Annotated in this window: 18 protein-coding genes and 3 tRNA genes; 12 read left to right on the top strand and 9 right to left on the bottom strand. The window is 70.6% G+C overall.

Annotated features, from left to right (window positions below; genetic code table 11):
• Positions 1–23 precede the first annotated feature (23 nt).
• From HD557_RS18035 to HD557_RS18025, 3 genes are all read left to right on the top strand, one after another.
• A tRNA-Gln gene (locus HD557_RS18035) sits at positions 24–95 on the top strand.
• Positions 96–158: 63 nt separating this feature from the next.
• Positions 159–234 (top strand) — tRNA-Glu (locus tag HD557_RS18030).
• Between the two features lie 207 nt (positions 235–441).
• Positions 442–514 (top strand) — tRNA-Glu (locus HD557_RS18025).
• 21 nt (positions 515–535) lie between these two features.
• On the opposite strand, the gene HD557_RS18020 is transcribed toward HD557_RS18025, so the two are convergent.
• On the bottom strand, positions 536–1,048 hold the full coding sequence (locus HD557_RS18020; protein ID WP_196874863.1) for a VOC family protein: 513 nt from the start codon (positions 1,046–1,048) through the stop codon (positions 536–538).
• 57 nt (positions 1,049–1,105) lie between these two features.
• On the opposite strand from HD557_RS18020, the gene HD557_RS18015 reads away from it, so the two are divergent.
• Complete coding sequence (locus tag HD557_RS18015; RefSeq protein ID WP_196874862.1) at positions 1,106–1,735, top strand: TetR/AcrR family transcriptional regulator; 630 nt, start codon at positions 1,106–1,108, stop codon at positions 1,733–1,735.
• Between the two features lie 109 nt (positions 1,736–1,844).
• Here the strand turns inward: HD557_RS18015 and HD557_RS18010 are convergent, their stop codons facing one another.
• Positions 1,845–2,339 carry an arsinothricin resistance N-acetyltransferase ArsN1 family B gene (locus HD557_RS18010; protein ID WP_040755257.1) on the bottom strand — a complete coding sequence of 165 codons (495 nt, stop codon included), beginning with the start codon at positions 2,337–2,339 and terminating at the stop codon, positions 1,845–1,847.
• Between the two features lie 18 nt (positions 2,340–2,357).
• On the opposite strand from HD557_RS18010, the gene HD557_RS18005 reads away from it, so the two are divergent.
• Positions 2,358–2,930: a helix-turn-helix domain-containing protein gene (locus HD557_RS18005; protein ID WP_231380351.1), complete on the top strand. Its 573-nt coding sequence runs from the start codon at positions 2,358–2,360 to the stop codon at positions 2,928–2,930.
• Positions 2,931–3,019: 89 nt separating this feature from the next.
• Here the strand turns inward: HD557_RS18005 and HD557_RS18000 are convergent, their stop codons facing one another.
• From HD557_RS18000 to HD557_RS17985, 4 genes are all read right to left on the bottom strand, one after another.
• Entirely contained in the window at positions 3,020–4,006 is a 987-nt protein-coding gene (locus HD557_RS18000) for a YihY/virulence factor BrkB family protein (protein WP_196874861.1), read from the bottom strand.
• A 103-nt stretch (positions 4,007–4,109) separates the two neighbouring features.
• Positions 4,110–5,762 (bottom strand): urocanate hydratase, encoded by a 1,653-nt coding sequence (gene hutU / locus HD557_RS17995; protein WP_196874860.1) that lies wholly within the window; start codon positions 5,760–5,762, stop codon positions 4,110–4,112.
• A gap of 171 nt (positions 5,763–5,933) precedes the next feature.
• Entirely contained in the window at positions 5,934–7,475 is a 1,542-nt protein-coding gene (gene hutH, locus HD557_RS17990) for a histidine ammonia-lyase (RefSeq protein WP_196874859.1), read from the bottom strand.
• Between the two features lie 23 nt (positions 7,476–7,498).
• Positions 7,499–8,677, bottom strand: a complete 1,179-nt coding sequence (locus tag HD557_RS17985) for an LCP family protein (RefSeq protein WP_196874858.1) — start codon at positions 8,675–8,677, stop codon at positions 7,499–7,501.
• A 175-nt stretch (positions 8,678–8,852) separates the two neighbouring features.
• On the opposite strand from HD557_RS17985, the gene HD557_RS17980 reads away from it, so the two are divergent.
• From HD557_RS17980 to HD557_RS17970, 3 genes are read left to right on the top strand one after another with little or no spacing between them, the layout of a single operon-like run.
• Positions 8,853–10,340, top strand: coding sequence for an Ada metal-binding domain-containing protein (locus HD557_RS17980; protein ID WP_196874857.1), 1,488 nt, complete (start codon positions 8,853–8,855; stop codon positions 10,338–10,340).
• Positions 10,340–10,819, top strand: a complete 480-nt coding sequence (locus HD557_RS17975; protein ID WP_008358361.1) for a methylated-DNA--[protein]-cysteine S-methyltransferase — start codon at positions 10,340–10,342, stop codon at positions 10,817–10,819. Before HD557_RS17980 ends, HD557_RS17975 begins: the two co-directional genes overlap by 1 nt.
• Positions 10,819–11,280: a hypothetical protein gene (locus tag HD557_RS17970; protein ID WP_008358360.1), complete on the top strand. Its 462-nt coding sequence runs from the start codon at positions 10,819–10,821 to the stop codon at positions 11,278–11,280. Before HD557_RS17975 ends, HD557_RS17970 begins: the two co-directional genes overlap by 1 nt.
• A 37-nt stretch (positions 11,281–11,317) precedes the next feature.
• Here the strand turns inward: HD557_RS17970 and HD557_RS17965 are convergent, their stop codons facing one another.
• Positions 11,318–12,040: an IclR family transcriptional regulator gene (locus HD557_RS17965; protein ID WP_008358359.1), complete on the bottom strand. Its 723-nt coding sequence runs from the start codon at positions 12,038–12,040 to the stop codon at positions 11,318–11,320.
• Positions 12,041–12,184: 144 nt separating this feature from the next.
• On the opposite strand from HD557_RS17965, the gene leuC reads away from it, so the two are divergent.
• Both leuC and leuD read left to right on the top strand, forming a co-directional pair.
• Entirely contained in the window at positions 12,185–13,597 is a 1,413-nt protein-coding gene (gene leuC, locus HD557_RS17960; protein WP_008358358.1) for a 3-isopropylmalate dehydratase large subunit, read from the top strand.
• 5 nt (positions 13,598–13,602) lie between these two features.
• Positions 13,603–14,208 carry a 3-isopropylmalate dehydratase small subunit gene (gene leuD, locus HD557_RS17955; RefSeq protein ID WP_008358356.1) on the top strand — a complete coding sequence of 202 codons (606 nt, stop codon included), beginning with the start codon at positions 13,603–13,605 and terminating at the stop codon, positions 14,206–14,208.
• Positions 14,209–14,277: 69 nt separating this feature from the next.
• Here leuD and HD557_RS17950 read toward each other — a convergent pair whose 3' ends face one another.
• Positions 14,278–15,573, bottom strand: coding sequence for a hypothetical protein (locus HD557_RS17950; protein ID WP_196874856.1), 1,296 nt, complete (start codon positions 15,571–15,573; stop codon positions 14,278–14,280).
• A gap of 163 nt (positions 15,574–15,736) precedes the next feature.
• Here HD557_RS17950 and HD557_RS17945 point away from each other — a divergent pair, with 163 nt between their 5' ends.
• Complete coding sequence (locus tag HD557_RS17945) at positions 15,737–16,459, top strand: hypothetical protein (protein ID WP_196874855.1); 723 nt, start codon at positions 15,737–15,739, stop codon at positions 16,457–16,459.
• Here the strand turns inward: HD557_RS17945 and cofC are convergent.
• Positions 16,456–17,097: a 2-phospho-L-lactate guanylyltransferase gene (cofC, locus tag HD557_RS17940; protein ID WP_196874854.1), complete on the bottom strand. Its 642-nt coding sequence runs from the start codon at positions 17,095–17,097 to the stop codon at positions 16,456–16,458. The genes HD557_RS17945 and cofC overlap by 4 nt on opposite strands.
• Positions 17,098–17,157: 60 nt before the next feature.
• Here cofC and HD557_RS17935 point away from each other — a divergent pair, with 60 nt between their 5' ends.
• Entirely contained in the window at positions 17,158–17,922 is a 765-nt protein-coding gene (locus HD557_RS17935; protein ID WP_008358348.1) for a lysophospholipid acyltransferase family protein, read from the top strand.
• Positions 17,923–17,945 lie beyond the last annotated feature (23 nt).

Here is a 17,945-nt window from a genome sequence, read left to right as displayed (position 1 = left end):
TGGGGCTTAGTCCAGCAAGGCGATGGGCTATGGTGTAATTGGCAACACGACTGGTTCTGGTCCAGTTATTCTAGGTTCGAGTCCTAGTAGCCCAGCGGATCCTCTCCGGAGGATTTGGGAGTCACCGAAGCGGTTCGCTAAGGTTTCACCCGCTGCAAGCCCCCGTCGTCTAGCGGCCTAGGACGTCGCCCTCTCACGGCGGTAACGCCGGTTCAAATCCGGTCGGGGGTACCACGCAGGAGGAGCCCCGAGTCACTGACTCGGGGCTCTTCGTCATTTCTGCCGCGGTCCGGGACGCGCCGGTGTCGGGGCTGTGGCGGGGCTGTGTCCGGGCTGCGTCGGGCTGCGTCGGAAGGGTGGTGCCGATGTGGGGGATCGGCAGGTCATCCGGTAATGTTTCTCCTGCCTGCGGGGCCGAAAGGTCCGGTGCAGGCGGTGCAAGCCCCCGTCGTCTAGCGGCCTAGGACGTCGCCCTCTCACGGCGGTAACGCCGGTTCAAATCCGGTCGGGGGTACAAGTACCGAAGCGGTCCCTCTCAGCAAGCGCTGGGAGGGACCGCTTTCGCGTGGTGGGCTCGTTCGCGCTCGGCCTCGGTGCCGATCGGGTCGTCGACCACCAGCGGCAGATCCTCGTCGGGAACGTGGGTGTGATGGTCGTTGGTGTAGAAGCGGACCTCATGGCCGTCGGGGTCGTGCGTGCCCGGCAGGATCCAGCCGATGGTGGCGAAATGGACGCCGGCGTTCTCCTCGCCGAGCCCGCCGAGACGCTCGGCCAGCTCCTCGAGATCCGCCTTGTCGCGTACGCCGATCGAGAAGTAGTCGAAGCCGCTCGCCCGGACGGCGAGTTCAGGGTTGAGGACGAACCCGATCATCGGCCCGCCGTTCGGGTGACGCATGGTGATGCCGGTCGTCCGGCCGCCCTTGGTGAACTCGATCAACGTGTCGTAGCCGAGCCTGGACGCGTACCACGAACGCGAGCGCTCGAGGTCGCTGACCGGCAGCTTCACGTGGTGCACCCCGTCCAGGGCGGGAGCGTCGGTGGTGAGCATGGAACACCTTCCTATTCGATGCAGTCATACTGCAATCATGCAGTTATGCTGCATCTCGTGACCACACCTGTCAAGGGGCTTCGGGCTGCGAAGGTGGCCGAGACCCAGGAGCGCATCCTCGACGCCGCGCGAGCGCTGTTCGTGCGCGACGGCTACCACGCGACCGCTCTCACGGCGGTCGCCGACCGCGCCAGGGTCGGACACCGGACGGTCTATGTCCGGTTCGGCACCAAGGCGGCTCTGCTGCGGAGCGTCGTCGATGTGGCCATCGGGGGAGATGCTGAGCAGCGGAGCGTCGGTGAACGCGAATGGTTTCAGGCGGCCCTCACGGGGCCGGCTCTTCCGGACCGCATCGCGGCACTCATCGGCGGGATCGCCGACCTGATGGGGCGGGCCGGTGATCTGTTCGAGGTCGTCCTGCAGGCGCAGGCCTCCGAGCCGGAGCTGGCCGAGGCCTTCCAGTCGGGCCGCGTCGACACCCGCGATCTCCTGAGGCGCTTCGTCCGGACCGCCCGCGACGACGGCCTGCTCGCGGAGGTGGCCGACCCGGTGTGGCAGGAGGAGACGGTGGCCCTGGCGTGCCAGGCGGAGACCTACCTGCTGCTGCGGCGTACGACGGGGTGGGGGTCGGGGGAGTATCGCGACTGGTTGCGGCGGACGTTGACGGAGGTGCTCGCTCCCGCCTGATCCTCGTGGCGTAGATCTCGACCGCTTCGCGGCTTCGCGGCTTCGCAGGCTCAGCGGCTGCGCTCGCTCGATCTCTTCGCGTTCGGTCGGCGCAAGCGCCGTCCGAGGCTCAGAGGTCCAGCTGCATCCAGGCGACGTCGTGCCAGGCGTCGAGCTTCCAGCCGATGCGGCGGTAGACGCCGACGTCGGTGAACCCGAAGGAGCGGTGGAGGCCGATGCTCGCCTCGTTGGGGAGCGCGATCCCGGCCAGGGCTCGGCGGTAGCCGCGCTCGCGGAGGATCGGGAGGAGGGCGGCGTACAGGGCCTTGCCGGCGCCGCTGCGGCGGCGGCCGGTCTCGAGGTAGATCGACACGTCGCAGGCCCACCGGTAGGCGGCGCGGGTGCGGTGGCTGGTGGCGTACGCATAGCCGACCACCCTGTCGTCGGCCTCCAGGACGAGCCAGGCGTGCTCGGCCTGGGCTGCTTTGATGCGGTCGGCCATCTCCTCGGTCGTCGGTGGCTCGGTCTCGAAGGAGATGACGGTGTCGCGGACGTACGGCTCGTAGATCGCCGCGCAGGCCGCGGCATCGTCGGGGGTGGCGTCGCGGATGGTCCAGGAGGGCATGTCTCCTATAGTAGTCACATGGCTGACGATAGTGACATGTTTGGTGATGCCCTGGCTGCCAACATCAGGTCGGCGCGGGAGGCTGCCGGGATGACCGTGGCGGCTCTCGCCGAGGCTTCCGGCGTCTCGCGGGCGATGATCTCCAAGATCGAGCGGGGCGAGGCGCAGCCGACGGCGGTGCTTCTCGCCCGCCTCTCCGGTGCGCTGGAGCTGACCCTGTCCGAGCTGATCGCGCGGGTCGAGGGGGACGCCGTGCGCGTGGCCAGGCGTGCCGAGCAGCCCGAGTGGACGGACCCCGAGACCGGTTACGTACGCCGCGCCGTCTCGCCGCCCGCGCGCGAGATCCTGGAGCTGGTCGAGGTGGAGTTCCCGGCGGGTGCGTCGGTGGCCGCGCCGGCCTCGGCGTACGCCTTCAAGGAGCAGCAGATCTGGGTGCTCTCGGGGCACCTGCGGTTCGTCGAGGGCGACCTCGTCCACGAGCTCGACGCGGGGGACTGCCTGCAGCTGGGGCCACCGGCCGACTGCGTCTTCGTCAACCCGACCGACGAGCCGTGCCGCTATCTGGTCGTGCTCGGCAAGCGGCGTGGGTGAGTCGGACCACGCCCGACGAGCAACGCTGAGAGGCAGGCTGCCCAGCAACTCACCGGGCCTTCTCAGGTCCCGCCGTGGCTTCGGGCCTCTCAGGGGTCGGCCGGTCGCGGGGTCTGGTCATCGGGAACGCTGTCAGCCTTCACCGCGCCGCGCTCGCCGAGCGGTTCATCCGGGCCGACCGTGGTGTCCGCTACGGTCTGCTGCTCGGCCTCCGCGTTGATCTCGGCACCCAGCAGCACGACGTACATCGTCAGCCACAGCCACAGCAGCAACACGACCACGCCGGCCAGCGCGCCATAGGTCTTGTTGTAGGAGCCGAAGTTGTCCACGTACAGGGAGAAGCCGACGCTGGCTACCAGCCACAGGACCGTCGCCACGACGGCTCCCACGGAAACCCAACGGAGCTCGGCGTCGTCGCGGTCCGGGGCCACCTTGTAGAGGACGGCCAGCGCGATCGACATCGCGACCACCAGACCCACCCAGCGTGCCGCCTCCAGACCCCAACGCACCGGACCGGCGTCGACGAGGTTGTCGAGCAGCGCCGGAGCGACCGCCACCAACGAGATCGTCACGATCACGAACACGATCGCAGCGACGGTGAGCCCGAGGGACAGCAGCTTGCGCTTGACGAATCCGCGCGTCTCCTCCTCGTCATAGGCGATGTTGACCGCGCTCATGATGCTGCCGACGCCGCCTGAAGCGCTCCACAGTGCCAGGATCAGGCTGACCAGCAGCCCGAGCCCGAGGGAACCCGACGAGGTGGAGGTGATCGCCTCCAACTGGGTGGTCAGTACGCTCGCCGCGTCCGAGGGCAGCGTCTGGGACAGTTCGTCGACTTCGCGCTGAACGTCCCCGGGGTCGCGGACCAGACCATAGAGCATCACCGCCGCGATCATCGCCGGAAACACCGCCAGGAACGAGTAGAAGGCGACGCCGGCCGCCAGCAGAGGTAGCTGGTCGGACTTCGCCTCTCCCCACGCCCGCTTCACAATCTGGACCCAGCCTGTGCGCGGGATCTCCTCCGGCGAGTCCGCGTCTACGCCCGGGGGCCCGCTGCGAACGCGCTGAGATGCCATATATCGACGGTACCCACGCACGGGCTGGACCAACCCCGGCGCGCAGGGCACGCGGAAGCTGGTGCGGTCAACAGACAGATGCACGCTGTGTGCATCTGTCGAGCTAGTCGAGCATCGGTACGTTGAGGCCGCGCTCACGAGCGACCTCGCGCGCGTGCTCGTAGCCGGCGTCGACGTGGCGCATGACGCCGGACCCGGGGTCGTTGGTCAGGACGCGCTCGATCTTCTGGGCGGCCAGGGGAGTGCCGTCGGCGACGCAGACCTGGCCGGCATGGATGGAACGGCCGATGCCGACGCCCCCGCCGTGATGGATGCTCACCCAGCTCGCGCCGGAGGCGGTGTTGAGGAGGGCGTTGAGCAGCGGCCAGTCGGCGATCGCGTCGGATCCGTCCTTCATGGCCTCGGTCTCGCGGTAGGGCGAAGCCACCGAGCCGGAGTCGAGGTGGTCGCGGCCGATGACGACCGGCGCCGAGAGCTCGCCGGAGGCGACCATCTCGTTGAACTTCAGCCCGGCGAGGTGGCGCTCCTGGTAGCCCAGCCAGCAGATCCGCGCCGGGAGGCCCTCGAAGTGCACCTTCTCACCGGCCTGGGTGATCCAGCGCTTGAGCCCCTCGTTCTCGGGGAAGAGCTCGACGATGGCCCGGTCGGTCCTGGCGATGTCCTCGGGGTCGCCCGAGAGTGCCGCCCAGCGGAACGGGCCGAGACCCTCCTCGAAGAGCGGGCGGATGTAGGCGGGCACGAAGCCCGGGAACGCGAACGCGTTCGCGAAGCCACCGAGTCGGGCCCCCTCGCGCAGCGAGTTGCCGTAGTCGAACACCTCGGCCCCGTGGTCCAGGAAGCCGACCATCGCCTCGACGTGCTTGGCCATCGAGGCCTGCGCCTTCTCGGTGAAGTCGTCGGGGTCCTCGTCGGCCCGCGCGGCCCACTCCTCGACGGTGTAGTCCAGCGGGAGGTAGGAGAGCGGGTCGTGCGCCGAGGTCTGGTCGGTGACGATGTCGATCTCGACCCCACGTGCCAGGACCTCCGGGAAGACCGCGGCGCAGTTGCCGAGGAGACCGATGGAGCGTGGCGTACGCGCCTTCTTGGCCTCGTCGGCCTGGGCCAGTGCGTCCTCGAGGGAGGACGCGACGGTGTCCATGTAGCCGTGGTCGACCCGGCGCTGGAGGCGGGCCGCGTCGACGTCGACGACGATCACGACGCCCTCGTTGAGCGTGACCGCGAGCGGCTGGGCGCCACCCATGCCGCCGGCGCCGCCGGTCAGGGTCAGGGTGCCGGCGAGCGTGCCGCCGAACCTCTTGCGCGCGATCGCGGCGAAGCACTCGTAGGTGCCCTGGAGGATGCCCTGGGTGCCGATGTAGATCCACGAGCCGGCGGTCATCTGGCCGTACATGGTCAGGCCGAGCGACTCCAGCCGCCGGAACTCCGGCCAGGTCGCCCAGTCACCGACGAGGTTGGAGTTGGCGATCAGCACCCGGGGCGCCCACTCATGGGTGCGGAACACGCCGACCGGCTTGCCCGACTGCACCAGCAGCGTCTCGTCGGCCTCGAGCTCGTCGAGGGTGCGGACGATGGCGTCGTAGGCCTCCCACGACCGGGCGGCGCGGCCGGTGCCGCCGTAGACGACCAGGTCGTCGGGGCGCTCGGCCACCTCCGGGTCGAGGTTGTTCATCAGCATGCGCTTGGCGGCCTCTGTCTGCCAGGTCTTGGCGGTGATCTCGGGGCCGCGGGCTGCGCGGACAGTGCGTGGTTCGCTCATGTGGTCCATCTCACCTCATCGTGGGATCGGGTGTCAGTCCGACCCGGCGAAAAGCTCGCTCTGGCGACAGTGGTCGGTGCATCTTCCCGCCATGGAGGGGATCTGTCGCGGGATCTACGGTGGGACGGCGCCACCTTCCCGCCATGGCGGGAAAGTGGCGCCGTGCGGCAGTCAGGAGATGTCGGCGAGCTCGCGTGCCTTGGCCAGGAGCGCGCCGGTGGCGACGAGGTCCACGACGGCCTTGATGTCGGGGGCCAGGAAGCGGTCGGGGCCAGGCGCCGGGACCAGGGTGCGGATCTCCTCGACCAGCGCGGCACCGACGGCGCCGGGGCGCTCGGGGGCGCGCATGTCGATCGCGCGGGCAGCGGTGAGGATCTCGATGGCGACCACCTGGCGTGCCCCGGAGATGGCGCGGCGGAGCTTGCGGGCGGCGTTCCAGCCCATCGAGACGTGGTCCTCCTGCATCGCGGAGGTCGGGATGGAGTCGACCGAGGCCGGCACGGCGAGGCGCTTGAGGTCGGAGACGATCCCGGCCTGGGTGTACTGCGCGATCATGTGCCCCGAGTCGACCCCGGGGTCGTGGGCGAGGAACGGCGGCAGGCCGTGGTTGCGGGCCTTGTCGAGGAACCGGTCGGTGCGGCGCTCCGAGATCGAGGCGAGGTCGGCGGTGGCGATGGCCAGGAAGTCGAGTACGTAGCCGACCGGTGCGCCGTGGAAGTTGCCGTTGGACTCGACCCGGCCGTCGAGGGTGATCACCGGGTTGTCGACCGCGCTGGCGAGCTCGACCTCGGCCACCCGGGCCGCGTGGGCCATCGTGTCGCGCACCGCGCCGTGGACCTGGGGCGCGCAGCGCAGCGAGTAGGCGTCCTGCACCCGGGTGAACCCGGTGCCGCGGTGGTCGGCGACGATGCCGCTGCCCGCGAGGACGGCGCGGATGTTGGCGGCCGAGGTCGCCTGGCCGGCGTGCGGACGCAGCGCCTGGAGGTCCTCGGCGAAGACGCTGTCGGTGCCCTGGAGTCCCTCGATGCTGAGCGCGCCGGCGATGTCGGCGGTGGCCACCAGGTCGTCGAGGTCGGCAAGGGCCAGGACGAGCATCGCCAGCATCCCGTCGGTGCCGTTGATCAGCGCCAGCCCCTCCTTCTCGCGCAGCGCGACCGGGGTGATCCCGGCGGCGGCGAGCGCGTCGGCCGCGGGCACCAGCTCACCGGAGGCGTTGCGTACGTCGCCCTCGCCCATCGCCGCGAGCGCGCAGTGGGCGAGCGGGGCCAGGTCACCGGAGCAGCCCAGCGAGCCGTACTCGCCGACGACGGGGGTGATCCGGGCGTTCAGGAGCGCGGCGTAGGTCTGGGCGACCTCGGGGCGCACCCCGGTCCGCCCCGTGGCAAGGGTCGAGAGGCGGAGCAGCATGAGGCCGCGTACGACCTCCTTCTCGATCTCGGCGCCCGAGGAGGCCGCGTGCGAGCGGACCAGCGAGGCCTGCAGCTGGGCGCGGTGCTCGGGCGGGATCGAGGTGTTGGCCAGCGCACCGAAGCCGGTGGAGATGCCGTAGTGGGGCCGGGTGTCGTGGGCGAGGTCCTCGATGAGCGCGCGGCTCGTGGCCATCGCGGTCAGGGACTCGTCGGTGAGGGTGATGGGGGCGTCATGACGGGCGACGGCGACTACCTGGTCGAAGGTGAGGGCGCCGACCCCGACGGGAACCGTGGTGTTGGTCATGAGGTGAGTGGATCACATCACACTCAGGCGGGTGCGCACAGGCCGTTGTCGGCGGCGTCCTTCTCCCGTTGCTCGGGGGTCACGGACTCGGCCGGGACCTCGTTCGGTGAGGCGCTGACCTCGGGGTTCGCGGGCGTGGCGGTGCCGGTCGGAGAGCTGGGCGGCGAGCTTTTCGAGGGGTCTGTCGGGGCGCTCGTCGGGTCGTGGAGGGGACGGTCCTCGAGCATCCGCTGCCACAGCTGGTCGGCCCTCGGGAGGATCTGGAGGCGGCCCCAGTTGGGGTCGCCCTCGGGGTAGGCCTGGTTGGGCACCGTCTCGAACTCGATGCTGCCCGGGTCGACGTCGCGCATCTGAGCGGCCAGGTCGGCCAGGCCGGCGACGGAGCCGATGTCGGTGGTGATCGACTTCGACAGCTCGGTGGCGAACGTGGCCAGCCGGCGCGGGCGGGTCAGGGTGCCGGCGGAGAGGACCTTGGTGGCGAGAGCGGTGAGGAAGTACTGCTGGCGCCGCATCCGGCCGAGATCGGCGTTGGGGGTCGAGGAGCGGTTGCGTACGTAGTCGAGCGCCTGCTTCCCGCGCAGGTTGTGGGTCCCGGCGGGCAGGAAGATGTTGTGCTCCTCGTCGTCGATCGCCTCGGGGATGCAGATCGTGACGCCGCCGACGGCGTCGACCATGCCGCGGAACCCGGCGAAGTCGAGGGCGAGGTAGTGGTCGACCGGGATGCCGGTGAGCAGCTCGGTCTGGCGGGCGGTGCAGATCGGGCCGCCGAGGGCGTAGGCCTGGTTCCACATCACGCCGCTGGCCTCGGGGATCGTGGTGCCGTCGGGGGCGGTGCACTCGGGTCGGTCGACGAGCGCGTCGCGGGGGATCGAGACGCCGTAGGCCGACTTCCGGTCGGCGGCGACGTGCAGCAGGATCGTGCTGTCGGAGCCGCCCGAGCCGCCCTCCCCGTCGATCGAGCAGCCGTCGCAGTCACGGCCGTCGGTGCCGAGGATCAGGATGTTGAGCGGCTGCTTGGGGCCTTCGTCGGCGTCGTCCGGCTCCTCGACGAGGTGGTGGATGTCGCCGCCGGAGCCGAGGTTGCGGTTGAGATGGCCGTAGAACGCCCAGGTGCCGATCCCGGTGCCGACGGCCAGGAACAGCATGGTGACCACGACAGTGAGCACGACCGTACGCGTGCCCGACCTCGTCTCCGACCCCATCACCCTCCCTCGCCCGTCCGCGTGAGCAGACCGTCTGCGTGTGCAGCCCACACAGGTTGTACGCGCCAGTGAGCCGAGAGGTTGCTCCTTCAGGTAACGGCAATGTGAAACCATGAGGAAGGCACTGTCCGAAAACCGCGCGTAATTTCGTTCCGAACGCGGCAACATGGGGGACATGGATGGGACGACGAGCGTGAACGGACTCGACTTCGAGTCGTGCTACCGCGCCGTTCGGTCGCGCGACCGGCGCTTCGACGGGGTCTTCTACACGGCCGTGGCCTCGACCGGGATCTACTGCCGCCCCTCGTGCCCGGCGCGCACCCCGGCGCTGACCAACGTGTCCTTCCACCGGACCGCCGCGGCCGCCCAGGCGGCCGGCTACCGCGCGTGCAAGCGCTGCCGTCCCGACGCCACCCCGGGCAGCCCGGAGTGGGACGTGGCCGCGACCCTGGCCGGACGTGCGATGCGGCTGATCGCCGACGGCGTCGTCGACCGGGAGGGTGTCGAGGGGCTGGCCCGCCGGGTCGGCTACTCGCCTCGCCACCTGACCCGCCTGCTGACCACCGAGCTCGGCGCCGGCCCCTTGGCCCTGGCGCGGGCGCGGCGCGCGCAGACCGCCCGGACGCTGGTCGAGACCACCGAGCTCGGCTTCGCGGACATCGCCTTCGCGGCGGGCTTCTCGAGCGTACGCCAGTTCAACGACACCGTCCGTGAGGTCTACGCGGCCTCGCCGACCGAGCTCCGCGGGCGTCGCGGCTCGCGGCGCCGGGCCGACGGGACGATCGCGCTGCGCCTCGCCGTCCGCACCCCGTTCGCCGGCCGTGCCCTGCACGCCTTCCTGCGCGACCACCTGGTGCCGGGCATCGAGGTCGCCGGGGTCGACGACGGGCGGCTGTGGTTCGCCCGGACCCTCGATCTGCCCAACGGCCCGGGCACGCTGCGCCTCGAGCTCGCCGACATCCCCGAGGGCGAGACCGGTTTCGTCCACGCGACCTTCAAGCTCGCCGACCTGCGCGACACCACCGCGGCGGTCGAGCGCGCCCGGCGGCTGCTGGACGCCGACTGCGACCCGCGTGCGGTCGGCGACGTCTTCGCCGACGACCCGGTGATCGGACCGCTCGCCCGGGTGCTGCCCGGTCTGCGCGTGCCCGGCACCGTCGACGGGGGCGAGCTGGCGCTGCGTACGATCGTGGGGCAGCAGGTCTCGGTCGCCGGGGCGCGCACGGTGCTGGCGGGGATCGTCGCCGAGCACGGCCGCCCGATCACGACCGAGATCGACGGCCTCACCCATCTGTTCCCGTCCGCGGAGACCCTGGCCGCCGCCGACCCGGCCGGCATGCCGATGCCACGCTCGCGCGGACGGGCGGTCACCGGTCTGGCCGCGGCGCTCGCCTCCGGTGAGCTCCAGCTCGACCGCGGCACCGACCGCGACGTCGTGCACGAGCAGCTGCTCGGCCTGCCCGGCGTCGGCCCCTGGACCGCCGACTACGTCGCCCTGCGTGCCCTCGGCCACCCCGATGTCTTCCTGCCGACCGACGTCGGCATCCGACGAGCGCTGGAAGTGCTCGGTGCGCCCGCGGCGGATGCCGCCGCGTGGCGGCCGTGGCGCTCGTACGCCCTGCTCTACCTGTGGACTTCACTGACTGCCTTGGAGGAACTCTGATGTGGACCATCATCGACTCGCCCGTCGGCGAGCTCCGGCTGGTCGCGCACGACGGCGCGATCACCGCGATCGACTTCATGCCGGCTCTCTACGCCGAGAACCGGCCGCGCGGGGAACGATCCGACTCGGACCCGCTGCTGATGGAGTGCGCCCGGCAGCTCGCCGAGTACTTCGCCGGTGACCGGACCACCTTCGACCTGCCGCTCGCACCCTCCGGGACGGCGTTCCAGGAGAGGGTGTGGGAGCAGCTGCTGAAGATCGAGTACGGCACGACCTGCTCCTACGGGCAGATCGCCGGCCGCCTCGAGCTGACCGGCCACGGCGCCCGCGCGGTCGGGCTCGCCAACGGCAAGAACCCGATCCCGATCGTGATCCCCTGTCACCGTGTCGTCGGCGCGAACGGCTCCCTGACCGGCTACGCCGGCGGCCTGGACCGCAAGACGACGCTGCTGGGCCTGGAGAGCGGTGCCCTCTTCTGATGGCGAGACCGCAGTTGTGGCGGCCGAGACCGCAGTCGTGGCGTACGCCGCTGGCCGCCTGTGCGCTCGTGGCCGTGCTCGGGGGCGTCGCCGCCGGATGTGCGGAGGAGGCCGCGGAACCCGCCGAGCCGGCGACGGGTGAGAGCACGAGGTCGGCCGAGGCGGCGGAGAGCGAGCTGCGCGTGAACGGTCAGCTGACGTGCGACCAGGACGTGTCGAGCGACGAGGCGAAGGACACCATCGAACGCGTCGGCGGACTCCAGCAGCCCACCTGGTCGGTGAGGTTCGCGGAGAGCACCGCCGCCGGCGTGGTCGTGCTGGTCGCCGGTGACCTCGAGGACGCCCAGCCCCGGCTCTTCGACGACTACCACGTCGCCGCGATCGTCGGGCTGGCCGAGGACCAGACCCGGGCCGAGGACTTCAAGGCCGTGCGTGAGGCGGTGCGGGAGATCTGCGGCTGAATGCTCACCGAGATAACTCGGTGAGCATCTGGCCCCGCTACTCCGCAGCCGCGCGCCGCAGCGACTCCGAGAGCCGGTCGGCGGCAGCCAGGACAGCGGGAGCGTGCATCTTGCCGGGCTGGCGGGTGAGGCGCTCGAGGGGGCCGGAGACGGAGACGGCGGCGATGACCTTGCCGCCGGGGGAGCGGACGGGGGCGGAGACCGACGCGACGCCGGCCTCCCGCTCGCCGATCGACTGCGCCCAGCCGCGGCGGCGGATGCCGGACAGGGCGGCCGCGGAGAACGCGGCGTTCTGCAGGCCACGGTGGAGGCGCTCGGGGTCCTCCCACGCGATCAGTATCTGAGCGGCCGACCCGGCGCGCATCGTGAGCTGCGAGCCGACGGGAATGGTGTCGCGCAGACCGGAGGGGCGCTCGGCGGCGGCGACGCAGACGCGGAAGTCGCCCTGGCGCCGCCACAGCTGCGCCGACTCACCGGTGATGTCGCGCAGACGCGCCAGGACGGGCCCGGCGGTGGCCAGCAGCCGGTCCTCGCCGGCGGCGGCGGACAGCTCGGCCAGTCGCGGGCCGAGGACGAAGCGGCCCTGCATGTCGCGGGCGACCAGGCGGTGGTGCTCGAGGGCGACCGCCAGACGGTGCGCGGTCGGACGGGCGAGACCCGTCCCGGCCACCAGACCCGCCAGGGTCGCCGGGCCGGATTCGAGAGCTGTGAGCACAAGGGCGGCCTTGTCGAGCACACCCACACCGCTGGAACTGTCCATATCGCAAGACTAACTTCTCAGAACCTGAGATGCAACGTTACGCTCGTAGAAGCAGACTGGAAGTGGCGGATCTGACATCGCGATTCAACGCTCGAGCCGCCACCGGCCACTACAGACCTAAAGATGCCAGATGGAGAACGTGTCATGGGCAGGACCTTGTCGGAGAAGGTGTGGGACGAGCATGTCGTCCGGTCGACCGCGGGAGAGCCCGACCTCCTCTACATCGACCTTCACCTCATCCACGAGGTGACCAGCCCGCAGGCCTTCGACGGCCTGCGTCTGTCGAACCGGAAGGTGCGCCGTCCGGATCTCACCATCGCCACCGAGGACCACAACGTCCCGACCCTCGACTGGGACAAGCCGATCGCCGACCCGGTCAGCCGCACCCAGGTCGAGACGCTGCGCAAGAACGCCGAGGAGTTCGGCGTACGTCTCCACCCCCTCGGCGACGCCGAGCAGGGGATCGTCCACGTGGTCGGCCCGCAGCTGGGCCTGACCCAGCCGGGCATGACGATCGTGTGCGGTGACTCCCACACGAGCACGCACGGCGCGTTCGGCGCGATCGCGTTCGGCATCGGCACCTCTGAGGTCGAGCACGTGCTGGCGACCCAGACGCTGATGCAGGACAAGCCCAAGACCATGGCGGTCACCGTCAACGGCACCCTGCCCGAGGGTGTGAGCGCCAAGGACCTGATCCTCACCCTGATCTCGAGGACCGGCACCGGTGGTGGCCAGGGCTACATCGTGGAGTATCGCGGCGAGGCCATCCGCGAGCTCTCCATGGAGGCCCGGATGACGATCTGCAACATGTCGATCGAGTGGGGCGCCAAGGCCGGCATGATCGCCCCCGACGAGACCACCTTCGCCTACATCAAGGACAAGCCCGAGGCTCCGAAGGGCGCCGAGTGGGACCAGGCCGTCGCACACTGGAAGTCCCTGGTCACCGACGAGGACGCCGTCTTCGACAAGGAGATCGTCCTCGACGCCGCCGAGGTCACCCCGTTCGTCACCTGGGGCACCAACCCGGGCCAGGGTGTCCCGCTGGGCGCCTCCGTCCCGAGCCCCGACGACTTCGAGGACGCCGACGAGAAGATCGCGGCCGAGAAGGCCCTGGCCTACATGGGCCTCGAGGCCGGCACCCCGATGCGCGAGGTGCACATCGACACCGTCTTCCTGGGCTCCTGCACCAACGGGCGCATGGAGGACCTGCGTACGGCGGCCGACATCATCCAGGGCCACCACGTCGCCGAGGGCACGCGGTTCCTGGTGGTGCCGGGCTCGGCCAAGGTGCGTCTCCAGGCCGAGGAGGAGGGTCTGCACAAGATCTTCCTCGACGCCGGCGCCGAGTGGCGCGGCGCGGGCTGCTCGATGTGCCTGGGCATGAACCCCGACACCCTCGCCCCCGGCGAGCGCAGCGCGTCGACCTCCAACCGCAACTTCGAGGGCCGCCAGGGCAAGGGCGGACGCACCCACCTGGTCTCGCCGGAGGTGGCCGCCGCCACCGCCGTACGCGGCACCCTCTCCTCGCCCGCCGACCTGACTCTCGTGGAGGCCTGAGCACCATGGACAAGTTCACCACCCACACCGGCACCGGGGTGCCGCTGCGCCGCAGCAACGTCGACACCGACCAGATCATCCCGGCGGTCTACCTCAAGCGCGTCACCCGCACCGGCTTCGAGGACGGCCTCTTCGCCGCCTGGCGCAACGACCCGGCCTTCGTGCTCAACAACGAGGCGTACGCCGGGGCCTCGGTCCTCGTCGCCGGCCCCGACTTCGGCACCGGCTCCTCGCGTGAGCACGCCGTCTGGGCGCTGATGGACTACGGCTTCCGGGTCGTCATCTCGAGCCGCTTCGGCGACATCTTCCGCGGCAACTCCGGCAAGGCCGGCCTGCTCGCGGCGAAGGTCGACGAGAAGGTCGTCCAGAAGCTGTGGGACTACCTCGACGACAACCCCGGCGCCCAGATCACGGTCGACCTCGAGTCGCGCACCGTCCGGGCCGGCGAGGGTGCCGACGCCATCGAGGACTCCTTCGACATCGACGACTACACCCGCTGGCGTCTCCTCGAGGGCCTCGACGACATCGGCATCACGCTGTCCCACGCCGACGACATCGCGGCGTACGAGGCCACCCGGCCCTCCTTCAAGCCGGTCACCCAGCACGCCTGAGGCAGATCGAATCGGTAGTTGTGGGCGACGAGAGTGCACTCTCGTCGCCCACAACTGCTTTTTCGGCTGTCAGGGGAGGCCGGGGAGGCGGATCTGGCGGCCGTCGGCCCCGCGCTGCGAGCCGGTGATGCGGTCGCAGGAGCCGGTGTCGACCCAGCAGCGGAGGTACCAGGACTCGGTGGCGGTCGCGGTGTAGAGGACGACGCTTCGGTCGGACTCGAAGCCGGCGACGTAGACCTTCTCGACGGCGTCGGGTACGCGCAGGTCGATGTGCTCGGAGGTGCTCATGTTGACCGCGATGCCGCGCTCGGCGCCGAAGCTGATCATCCCGGGGTCGCCGGGGTTGCGGGCGATGGCGACGATCGAGCCGTCGGGGGAGTCCGCGACGGAGCCGGGCAGCGGCGCGTGCACGCCGGGCTGGGTGAGGCTGCCGTCGGCCTCGATGGCGGCGAAGCGGGCCTCCCACTCGCCGGGGTTGTGGAGGAGTACGCCGCGGCGCAGCGGGATCAGCTGCTGGTAGCCGAGCGGCAGCGAGATCCGCTGCGTCGCGTGGCCCGGATCCCAGGCGGTCACCGGCGGCCGGGAGACGGTCAGCTCGCCGTAGTTGCCGGGTACGGCCGGAGGGGCCGGGACGATGCCGGTGCGGAAGTAGGCGCGGGTGCGGTCGGTGCCGAGGATCGCGGTGGCGACCGGGGTGCCCTCGAGGTCGAGCCGGTCGGTCTCCTGGCCGGTCGCGGCGTCGACCGCGACCAGGGCGGAGGTCTCGTCACCGGTCTGCTGCAGGGCGAAGAGCCGGTTGCCGTCCTTGCTCAGGACCGGCTGGATCCACAGGCCGGGAATCTGGATGGTCTTCCCGCGGCGCGCGATCCACACCGGACCGGGTTTGTCGGCGCGCTCGTACATCAGCACCGTCCACCCGGCCACGCTCATCCGGGAGCCGTAGACCTTCTGCGGCTTCGCGCCGAGCTGGAGCCGGCCGGCCTGGTCGACGAATGGCAGGGTCGTCGCCGGACCGACGGGCAGGTCGGCGTACGTCGCCGGGATGGCGGGAGCGCTGTTGCGGACCGTCGGAGCGGGCGGCGCGGGGGTGGGCACGTTGGCGTTGGCGCCGGTGCGTCCCTCGGCGAGCCGGGTCGTGTGGACCGCGAGCCAGGCCACGGAGGCGATCAGGGCCAGGATGATGCAGGCCGAGAACAGGATTCCGGCGTGGCTGTGCCGCACCGTGGTCGGCTGCTCGTCGAGCACCACGGGCGGCTGTTCCTCGTCGATGTGCACGTCGGTGATGGTCGTACCTTCCTCGTCGTCCAGTCTCCCGAAGGCTGAGATGTCGAAGCTGTGCTGCGGACGTGCCCCGAGTCTCTCCACGGTAACCACGCCGGGGTGTCGGGATCAGGAGAGTTCAGGTGAACAATCCGTTTTCACATGCCGTCGGTATGTCCGCAGGAACCGGACATGGCCTAAGGTCGGACGGGTGGTGAGAAAACGAGTAGCTGATGCAAGCAAACAGGCCGGAAAAGTAGTCGAGGCGGTGAAGGACACGGCCGGCAAGCTGGTCGCCGACGTGGTGTCCGGCAAGGTCAAGATCCCCTCCATCCCGAAGGTCAAGGTGCCGAGGCCCGGACGCAAGGCGCCGGCCAAGCCCGCCGAGCCGGCGACGAAGCCCGTCGTGGAGCCGGTGGCCGAGCCCGTCGTCACGCCCGAGCCCGTCGCGAAGGTTGCGGAGCCGGTGGCTGAGCCGGTCGAGCCCGCCCCCGCGGAGACAGCCGCCCCGGCCGAGAAGCCGGCGCCGGCGAAGAAGGCCGCCGCCAAGAAGACCACGGCCACGAAGAGCCCTGCGAAGAAGACGACCGCGGCCAAGAAGACGGCGGCCAAGAAGGCCCCTGCGGCGAAGAAGGCTCCGGCTGCGAAGAAGGCCACGGCCGCCAAGAAGACCACCGCGAAGAAGACGCCGGCGGCCAAGAAGACCGCCACGGCGGCGACCCCGGTGAGCCCGGCTACTCCGGCGACGGCGTCGACCCCGGCGACGACGGCGACGACGGCGACGACGGCGACGACGGCGAAGAAGACCGCGGCCAAGAAGACCGCGGCCAAGAAGACGACGACGGCCAAGAAGGCCCCGGCGAAGAAGACGGCGGCGAAGAAGGCTCCCGCAAAGAAGGCACCAGCCAAGAAGGCGCCCGCGAACGGGGTCTCGCCGAGCCCGAGCCCGCGCCCGAGCACCGGCGCCGAGACGCCGTCGAGCGACTCCTAGCCGAGACGCACGACCCGCACCGAGGCCAGAGCAGTACGCGGCCCGAGCCCCAGCCTGCGTACGGCCTCGAGGTCCTCGAGGGTATCGACGTCGTGGCGCAGCGAGCGCAGGTCGCCCTTGAGCGGATGGGCGCCGCCGTCCCGGTGGGCGGCGGCGGACCCGGGCCCGAACGCGGGCCGGAAGCGGTCGTGGGGCGCGGTGTACAGCGTGGTGCCCCCGCCCGCCGCGTCCTCGACGTACGCAGCCCCGAACCCGCTCGCGGCGGCCAGCGCCGCGTCCAGGTCGGCGGCACGGAGCGCAGGCAGGTCGCCGCACAGCGCCGCAGGGCGAAGCTCCGGCCAGCGGCGCCGGGCCTCACGCGCACCCTGCACGAGGGTCTCGTTGAGGTCCCCGCTGACCCCGTCGGGGATGACCGCGGCGCCGAGACGGGCGACGTCGGCGGCGAAGAACGAGTCGTCGGTGATCACCAGGACCGCGCCGACCCTGGCAGCGGCCAGACACGACTCCGCGGTGTCGAGGGCGAACGAGCGAGCCAGATCGGCCCGCTCGTGCGATTCGATGCCGACCAGCCGGGACTTGCCGCGCGCGGGAGGCTTCACGGGCAGCAGGACGACGTAACCGGGTGCAGGTGCAGGCACAGGGTAGATCCTGACAGGTATCTCACAACCTCGAGGTGACGGCCCGGTAGCCTGCCCTGCGTGGGAAAGTACCGGAAGTTCCAGGAGGGCAAGCTCGGCTGGCCATGGGTCGTGGCCGTCGGCATCGTGAAGCCCGTCCTTCTCGCCACCACCAAGCACCAGTGGGACGGCGGCGAGAAGATCCCGGAGAGTGGCGGAGCGGTGTTCGCGCTCAACCACGTCTCCGAGATCGACCCGTTCACCGCCGCGCACATCGTGTGGGACTACGGACGCAGACCCAGCTACCTGGCCAAGGCCGCGCTGTTCAAGGGCCCGTTGGGCAAGTTCCTGCGGGCGGCCCGCCAGATCCCGGTGGACCGGACGGCCGGCGCGTCGGCGTTCGACGCGGCCGTGAAGGCGGTCAACGAGGGCAGCATCGTGGTCGTCTACGTGGAGGGCTCGATCACCAAGGACCCGACCGGCTGGCCGATGCGCGGCAAGTCCGGTGCGGCCCGGATCGCGCTCGCGACCGGTGCCCCGGTCTACCCGGTGGGACAGTGGGGAGCTCAGGAGCTGCTTCCGGCGTACTCTCTCAAGCCGCACCTGATCGGCCGCAAGATGATCCAGATGAAGATCGGTGACCCGGTCGACCTGAAGGATCTCGAGGTCCAGGAGCACACGCCGGCGGTCGTGAACCAGGCGACCGACCGGATCATGAAGGCGATCGTCGGCCTGGTGGCCGACATCCGGCAGGAGGAGCCGCCCAGCGAGCTCTTCGACCCGAAGAAGGCCGGCGTGAATGCGACCGGCGACCCCCGCAAGACCAAGAAGAAGGACGGCAATTGAGCCAGCGTCAGCGAGTGAACCAT

The sequence above is a fragment of the Nocardioides luteus genome (assembly GCF_015752315.1).
Lineage (GTDB): Bacteria > Actinomycetota > Actinomycetes > Propionibacteriales > Nocardioidaceae > Nocardioides.
Note: the sequence above shows the minus strand (reverse complement) of the source record. Positions and strands in the feature narration are given on the sequence as shown.

Bases quoted from the DNA above. Each gene is read 5' to 3' on its own strand.
- leuD (WP_008358356.1), top strand. From the start codon at position 13,603: ATGGACAAGTTCACCACCCACACCGGCACCGGGGTGCCGCTGCGCCGC.
- HD557_RS17975 (WP_008358361.1), top strand. From the start codon at position 10,340: ATGTGGACCATCATCGACTCGCCCGTCGGCGAGCTCCGGCTGGTCGCG.
- HD557_RS18010 (WP_040755257.1), bottom strand. From the start codon at position 2,339: ATGCCCTCCTGGACCATCCGCGACGCCACCCCCGACGATGCCGCGGCC.
- HD557_RS17965 (WP_008358359.1), bottom strand. From the start codon at position 12,040: ATGGACAGTTCCAGCGGTGTGGGTGTGCTCGACAAGGCCGCCCTTGTG.
- HD557_RS18005 (WP_231380351.1), top strand. From the start codon at position 2,358: ATGGCTGACGATAGTGACATGTTTGGTGATGCCCTGGCTGCCAACATC.
- hutH (WP_196874859.1), bottom strand. From the start codon at position 7,475: ATGACCAACACCACGGTTCCCGTCGGGGTCGGCGCCCTCACCTTCGAC.
- HD557_RS17980 (WP_196874857.1), top strand. From the start codon at position 8,853: ATGGATGGGACGACGAGCGTGAACGGACTCGACTTCGAGTCGTGCTAC.
- leuC (WP_008358358.1), top strand. From the start codon at position 12,185: ATGGGCAGGACCTTGTCGGAGAAGGTGTGGGACGAGCATGTCGTCCGG.
- HD557_RS17985 (WP_196874858.1), bottom strand. From the start codon at position 8,677: ATGGGGTCGGAGACGAGGTCGGGCACGCGTACGGTCGTGCTCACTGTC.
- HD557_RS17970 (WP_008358360.1), top strand. From the start codon at position 10,819: ATGGCGAGACCGCAGTTGTGGCGGCCGAGACCGCAGTCGTGGCGTACG.
- HD557_RS18000 (WP_196874861.1), bottom strand. From the start codon at position 4,006: ATGGCATCTCAGCGCGTTCGCAGCGGGCCCCCGGGCGTAGACGCGGAC.
- HD557_RS18020 (WP_196874863.1), bottom strand. From the start codon at position 1,048: ATGCTCACCACCGACGCTCCCGCCCTGGACGGGGTGCACCACGTGAAG.
- hutU (WP_196874860.1), bottom strand. From the start codon at position 5,762: ATGAGCGAACCACGCACTGTCCGCGCAGCCCGCGGCCCCGAGATCACC.